Source organism: bacterium (assembly GCA_035703895.1).
Taxonomy (GTDB): Bacteria; Sysuimicrobiota; Sysuimicrobiia; order Sysuimicrobiales; family Segetimicrobiaceae; genus Segetimicrobium.
The window spans coordinates 1-5613 of record DASSXJ010000289.1 but is presented as its reverse complement, the minus strand read 5'-3'; the positions used below and the strand labels follow the sequence as shown (position 1 = coordinate 5613).

Below are 5613 nucleotides of genomic sequence, written 5' to 3'. Positions count from 1 at the left end.
ATCCGGATCATCCTGATCAAGCTGGCCGACCGCGTCCACAACCTGCGTACGATCGAGTACATCCCGGAGTGGAAGCAGAAACGCACGGCCGCGGAGACCCTGGAGATCTACGCCCCGCTCACCGAACGGCTGGGGATCGGGAGCATCAAACGCGAGCTGGAGGATCGGGCGTTCGCCATCCTCGAGCCGGACGCGTTCCGCGAAATCGCCGGCGAGTTCGAGCGCGCCAGCCAGGAAAAAGTGGTGGTGCTGGCCAGCGTGGTCGAGACCCTCCATCGGGAATTGAACCGCGCCGGGATCCGCGTCGATCGGGGGCGGATCACCGGTCGTCCGAAGCACGTGTACAGCATCTACCAAAAAATGCAGCGCCCCAAGTATCAGGGGCAGGGCGTGGGCCGGATCTACGACCGGCTCGCGATCCGGGTGATCGTCAATGACGTCCGCGAGTGCTACGAAGCGCTCGGGGTCGCGCACTCGTTGTGGAAGCCGATCCCCGGCGAGGTGGACGACTACGTCGCGAACCCGAAAACCAGCGGGTATCAATCGCTGCACACGTCGGTGATCTGTGAAGGCCAGCCCCTCGAGATCCAGATCCGGACGGTCGAGATGCATCAGGCGGCCGAGCACGGGATCGCGGCGCACTGGCGGTACAAGGAAGGCGGCAAGAAGTCCGACCCCGGGTTCGAGCAGAAGCTCTCGTGGCTTCGCCAGTTGCTGGAGTGGCACCAGGAGCTGCAGGATCCGCGTGAGTTCGTCCATTCGGTCAAGATCGATTTGTTCCAGAACGAGGTGTTCGTCTTCACGCCCAAGGGCGACGTGATCGATCTCCCCGCGGGCGCCACGCCGATCGACTTCGCGTTCCGGATTCACACCGACGTCGGGTCCCACACCATCGGGGCCAAGGTGAACGGGCGGCTGGTGCCCCTCAGCCATCCGCTGCAGTCCGGCGATATCGTGGAGGTCACGACCAACAAGAACAGCGCCGGCCCCAGCCGCGACTGGCTGGCGTTTGTCCGCACCAGCAACGCGCGGACGAAGATCCGGCAATGGTTCAAGCGCGAGCGGCGCGACGAGAACATCGTGCGGGGAAAGGAGCTGCTCGAAAAGGAATTGCGCAGGACCGGGAGCGTCGCGGCCGCGATGAAGGCCGAGCGGCTCCGTGAGGCGGCCTCGAAGTTCGGCCTCCCCGACGAAGACGAGCTGCTCGCCGCCCTCGGCAACGGCGACGTCTCCCTGCTCCAAGTCGTCCAGTCCCTCCGCGGGGAACCGCCCGAAGAGGAGCCGCCGGCTGTTGCAGAGGGAGCGGATCGCCCCGCGTCCCCCACCACGACCGCGCACGGAGTTCGCGTACGCGGCGTCGACAACGTGCTGATGCGGTTTGGACGGTGCTGCAGCCCGCTGCCGGGGGACCGAGTGCTCGGGTACATCACCCGGGGGCGGGGGGTGAGCATCCACCGGGAGGATTGCCCGAACATCCAGTTCCTGCGGGGCCAGCCCGAGCGTTTGGTCGAAGTCGAGTGGGAGGCGGGGCAGGATGGCGTGCACCAGGTTGAAATCGAGGTGGAGGCGCTCGACCGAGTCGGGTTGCTCAAAGACATGCTCGCCGCGGTCACGGAGACCAAGACCAACGTGGTCTCGGTGAATGCGCGCGTGCGCAAGGACAAGGTCGGCATCGTCAACATCGTCGTAGATATCCGGAATGTCACGCAGCTAACGGCGGTCATGCAGCGAATCGGCCAGCTGCCCGAAGTGTACAGCGTGGAGCGGGTCGTCTCGCACTGACCCTCCGGAGCGAGGGCAGGCGGGCGCACAAGAGCGGAGGGATCCGATGATCGAGACGGCATCACGGGTGGGCGTATTCACGGAGTCCGTCATCAGGGAGATGACCCGGCTGGCGGCCGAGCACGGCGGCATCAACCTCGCGCAGGGGTTCCCGGACTTTCCCGCGCCATCCGAGCTCCTCGAGGCGGCCGCCCGCGCGCTGCGCGATGGGCACAACCAATACGCGATCACCTGGGGCGCCCCATCGTTCCGGAAGGCCCTGGCCGAGAAGGTCCGGTGGTTCAACGGGATCACCGTGGATCCGGAGCGCCACATCACGGTCACCTGTGGCGCGACCGAAGCGATGATGGCCACGTTGCTCGCGACGGTGAACCCGGGGGAAGAGGTCATCGTGTTCGAGCCATTCTACGAGAACTACGGCCCGGACGCGAAGCTCTCGGGCGCCGTACCGCGGTTCGTCCAGTTGCGGCTGGAGCCCGGGTTCCCGTTCGATCCCGATCAGCTCCGGGCTCAGATCACCGCCAGGACCAAGGCCATCATCATCAACACCCCGCACAACCCGACCGGCAAGGTGTTCAGCAGGCCGGAACTGGAGCTGATCGCGGATCTCTGCCAGCGTCACAACCTGCTCGCGATCACCGATGAGGTGTACGAGCACATCCTGTACGACGGTCAGACCCACACAAGCCTGGCCGCCCTTCCGGGGATGGCCGAGCGCACCGTGATCGTCAACAGCATCTCGAAGAGCTACAGCGTCACCGGCTGGCGCGTCGGGTGGACGATCGCGCCAGCACATGTGGCCGACGGCATTCGCAAGGTGCACGACTTCCTGACTGTGGGCGCCGCCGCGCCGCTGCAGGAGGCCGCGGTTACGGCCCTAGGGTTCCCGCGGACGTACTACGCCAACCTGGCCGCGATGTACGAGCGGAAGCGGGACACGCTCCTCGAGATCCTGGGCACGGCGGGGTTCCGGTGTCTGGTGCCGTCCGGCGCCTACTACATCATGTGTGACATCACGCCGTTCGGGTACGACGATGACTACGCGTTCACCATGCACCTGATCAAGGAGATCGGGGTCGCCCCCGTGCCGGGATCGTCCTTCTTTCACGATCCCGCCTCCGGGCGGCGGTTCGTGCGGTTCGCGTTCCCCAAACAGGAGGGGACCTTTGACGAGGTCCGGACGCGCTTGGAGAAGTTGCGCGTCCCAAGCCGCGCGGCCCCCAAGAGAGCGGCGGCCCGGTGAGCCGCCCGCTCCACCCCGACGCCACCATTGCCGCCGCATCGGCGTCCACCGGGGCGTGGGAAGCGTACCGCGAAGAGTTCCCCGTCTTTCAGGAGACGACTTATCTCAACTCATGCTCGCTCGGAGCGCTCGGCACGCGAGTCCGGCGGGCGGTGGCACGATGCCTGGACCTGTGGAACGCGATGGGCGCGTCGGCGTGGTACGGACCGTGGTGGCAGGAACTCGATCTGCTCAGGGGATCGTTCGCCTCGCTCATTGGGAGTAGCGCGGATGAAGTGGCGCTCTTTCCGTCGATCACCGCCGCGATCTCCGCGGTGGCGAGCTGCTTCGACTATCGTGCCCGCCCGCGGGTGGTCATCGCCGACATCGATTTCCCCACCGTGGCCTACCAGTGGCTGGCCAAGCAGGGACGGGGGGTCGAGGTCGCGTTCGTGCGCAGCCCCGACCGGTTGACGGTTCCCCTCGAGCTCTTTGAACGCGCGATCGACGACCGCACCGTGTGTGTGGCGACATCCCACGTCTACTTCCAGAGCGGGGCGATTCAAGACGTTGCGGCGCTCGCGCGCCTCGCGCACGCCCGCGGCGCGCACCTCCTCGTCGATGCGTACCAGTCGACAGGGCAGCTCCCGATCGATGTCCACGCCGCCGGCATCGACTTCCTGGTGAGCGGGGGCCTGAAGTGGCTGCTCGGAGGGCCCGGCATCGCGTATCTCTATGCCCGCCGCGCCCTGCATCCTCGATTGCAGCCGGAGGTTGTGGGGTGGTTCGGGCATCGCCGCCAGTTCGACTTCGACGTGACACATTTTGAGTACGCCGACGACGCGCGCCGCCTTGAAGGCGGGACCCCCGCCATCGCCGCTGTGTTCGCGGGCCGCGCCGGTCTGGAATACGTTCACGAACTGACACCCGCGCGGCTGCGCGCCCGTCAGGTTGAGTTGACCGGCGCGCTCGCCGAGGCGCTGCGGGACGTGGGGCTTCCCCCCCGGCTGGCAGGAGGCATTGATGCACACGCCGGCATCCTGACCGTTCCGGTCTCGGACCCGCACGCGGCCGTTGCGGGCTTGGCGGGCGAGCACATCATCATCGATCACCGACCCGGGGTTGTCCGCTTTTCCCCCTATTTCTATAACACCATCGAGGATATCGAGCGCGCCGCGGCCGCGCTGCGGCGACACGTCCGGTAGGGATGCGGGCACTGGTCCAGCGAGTCCGGCGGGCTGAGGTCCGTGTGCTGGTGCCCCGGCCGAACCTGATCCCCGACGATCCGGGGGACCTGGTGGGGCAGATCGGCGCGGGGATGGTTGTCCTGTTGGGAGTCGGCACCGAGGACACGAGTGAAGACGCCCGATACCTGGCCGGCCGGCTGGGACACCTTCGGATCTTCAACGATGACGCCGGCCGCCTCAATCGCTCCCTCCTCGATGTCGAAGGCGAAGTCCTCAGCATCTCCCAGTTCACCCTCTATGCGGACACGCGCGGAGGCCGGCGGCCGAGCTTCGTGCGGGCGGCGCCGCCTGAGGCAGCCGAACCGCTGTACCGCGAGTTCAACCGCGCCCTCGAGACGATGGGCGTCCGGGTGGTGCCGGGGCGGTTCGGGGCTCACATGGTCGTCCAGATCCACAACGATGGCCCGGTCACGATCCTCCTGGACAGCCGCGAACGATGACCCGTCGCATGGAATTTTGGGAGCTTGCGGCGTGGGGCGCCGCGGTGGGAGGCGCCGCCGTATGGGGGCTGGCGGTGGCCGCGCGGGAGGGATGGCTTCGAGCCCTGCTCGACCTCTACCCCAAGTCGAGCTGGGAGCGGGTGACGTGGGTGCTGATTCCGGTGTTGTTGATGCTTCCCCTTATCGTGCAGGGAGTGGGGGTGGCGCTGGCGTCTTCATCGCGACCGATTCCGGCGGGACGCGGTATCGCGGGCAGCGTGGCCGGAAGCGTGTTGGTGCTGATCATCGGCGCGGTGCTGTTTCTCGGGGTCAGGCGCCTGCCCGGTGTCACCGGGGGACCGGTGGCGAGAGCGCTGCCCGTGCTCCTCGTCCTCGGCTATGCCGGGCTGCTCACCGCCTGGTGCCTGCTCGCGGCCGGCCGGTCGCTCCGCAGCCGGTGGTTGCGCCTGGCAGCGGTCCCGCTCGCCCTCGCCGTCGCGGCGGCCATCTGGATCCTAGCGCGCGGATGGGTCCTGTTCGCGTCTTACGTCCTCGGCCGGGCCGAGGTGGCCGCGTTGTTCATCGCGGTCGCTGCGGGCGGTGGGGTGGGGGCGGCGTGGAGCCTCCGGCCGCGAGACCCCGCGAATTGACAGGGGTGGAGCGAGGCCGGTACAATGTGCCCTCATAGACACGACCGGGAGGACGCCAGAATGATCGTGAAGGCGCCGCGGGGAATGCAGGATATCCTCCCCGCGGAAGTTGGCCGCTGGCACACCGTAGAGACGCGGGTGCGCGATCTCTCGCACCGGTATGGATATCAGGAGATCCGCACTCCGATGGTCGAGCACACCGAGGTGTTTCAGCGCGGCGTGGGAAGCGGGACGGACATCGTCGACAAGGAGATGTACACGTTCACGGATCGGGGCGGGCGTAGCCTCTCCCT

At 67.3% G+C, this 5613-nt stretch carries 6 protein-coding genes; all 6 read left to right on the top strand.

Annotated features, from left to right (window positions below; genetic code table 11):
- On the top strand, nt 1-1782 hold a 1782-nt coding region (locus tag VFP86_19045), incomplete at its 5' end, for a bifunctional (p)ppGpp synthetase/guanosine-3',5'-bis(diphosphate) 3'-pyrophosphohydrolase (protein HET9001747.1).
- A gap of 46 nt (nt 1783-1828) precedes the next feature.
- Complete coding sequence (locus tag VFP86_19040; GenBank protein HET9001746.1) at nt 1829-3025, top strand: aminotransferase class I/II-fold pyridoxal phosphate-dependent enzyme; 1197 nt, start codon at nt 1829-1831, stop codon at nt 3023-3025.
- Nucleotides 3022-4209 (top strand): aminotransferase class V-fold PLP-dependent enzyme, encoded by a 1188-nt coding sequence (locus VFP86_19035; GenBank protein HET9001745.1) that lies wholly within the window; start codon nt 3022-3024, stop codon nt 4207-4209. Before VFP86_19040 ends, VFP86_19035 begins: the two co-directional genes overlap by 4 nt.
- A gap of 2 nt (nt 4210-4211) precedes the next feature.
- The gene (dtd, locus tag VFP86_19030) at nt 4212-4691 is read left to right on the top strand and encodes a D-aminoacyl-tRNA deacylase (protein ID HET9001744.1); all 480 of its coding nucleotides are present in this window, start codon (nt 4212-4214) and stop codon (nt 4689-4691) included.
- Nucleotides 4692-4699: 8 nt separating this feature from the next.
- Nucleotides 4700-5320, top strand: a complete 621-nt coding sequence (locus VFP86_19025) for a hypothetical protein (protein HET9001743.1) — start codon at nt 4700-4702, stop codon at nt 5318-5320.
- Between the two features lie 60 nt (nt 5321-5380).
- The coding region (locus VFP86_19020) for an ATP phosphoribosyltransferase regulatory subunit (protein HET9001742.1) at nt 5381-5613 on the top strand (233 nt) is incomplete at its 3' end.

What these genes read in the sequence shown, in the direction of transcription:
- dtd (HET9001744.1), top strand. Translation starts at nt 4,212, where the DNA reads ATGCGGGCACTGGTCCAGCGAGTCCGGCGGGCTGAGGTCCGTGTGCTG.
- VFP86_19040 (HET9001746.1), top strand. Translation starts at nt 1,829, where the DNA reads ATGATCGAGACGGCATCACGGGTGGGCGTATTCACGGAGTCCGTCATC.
- VFP86_19025 (HET9001743.1), top strand. Translation starts at nt 4,700, where the DNA reads ATGGAATTTTGGGAGCTTGCGGCGTGGGGCGCCGCGGTGGGAGGCGCC.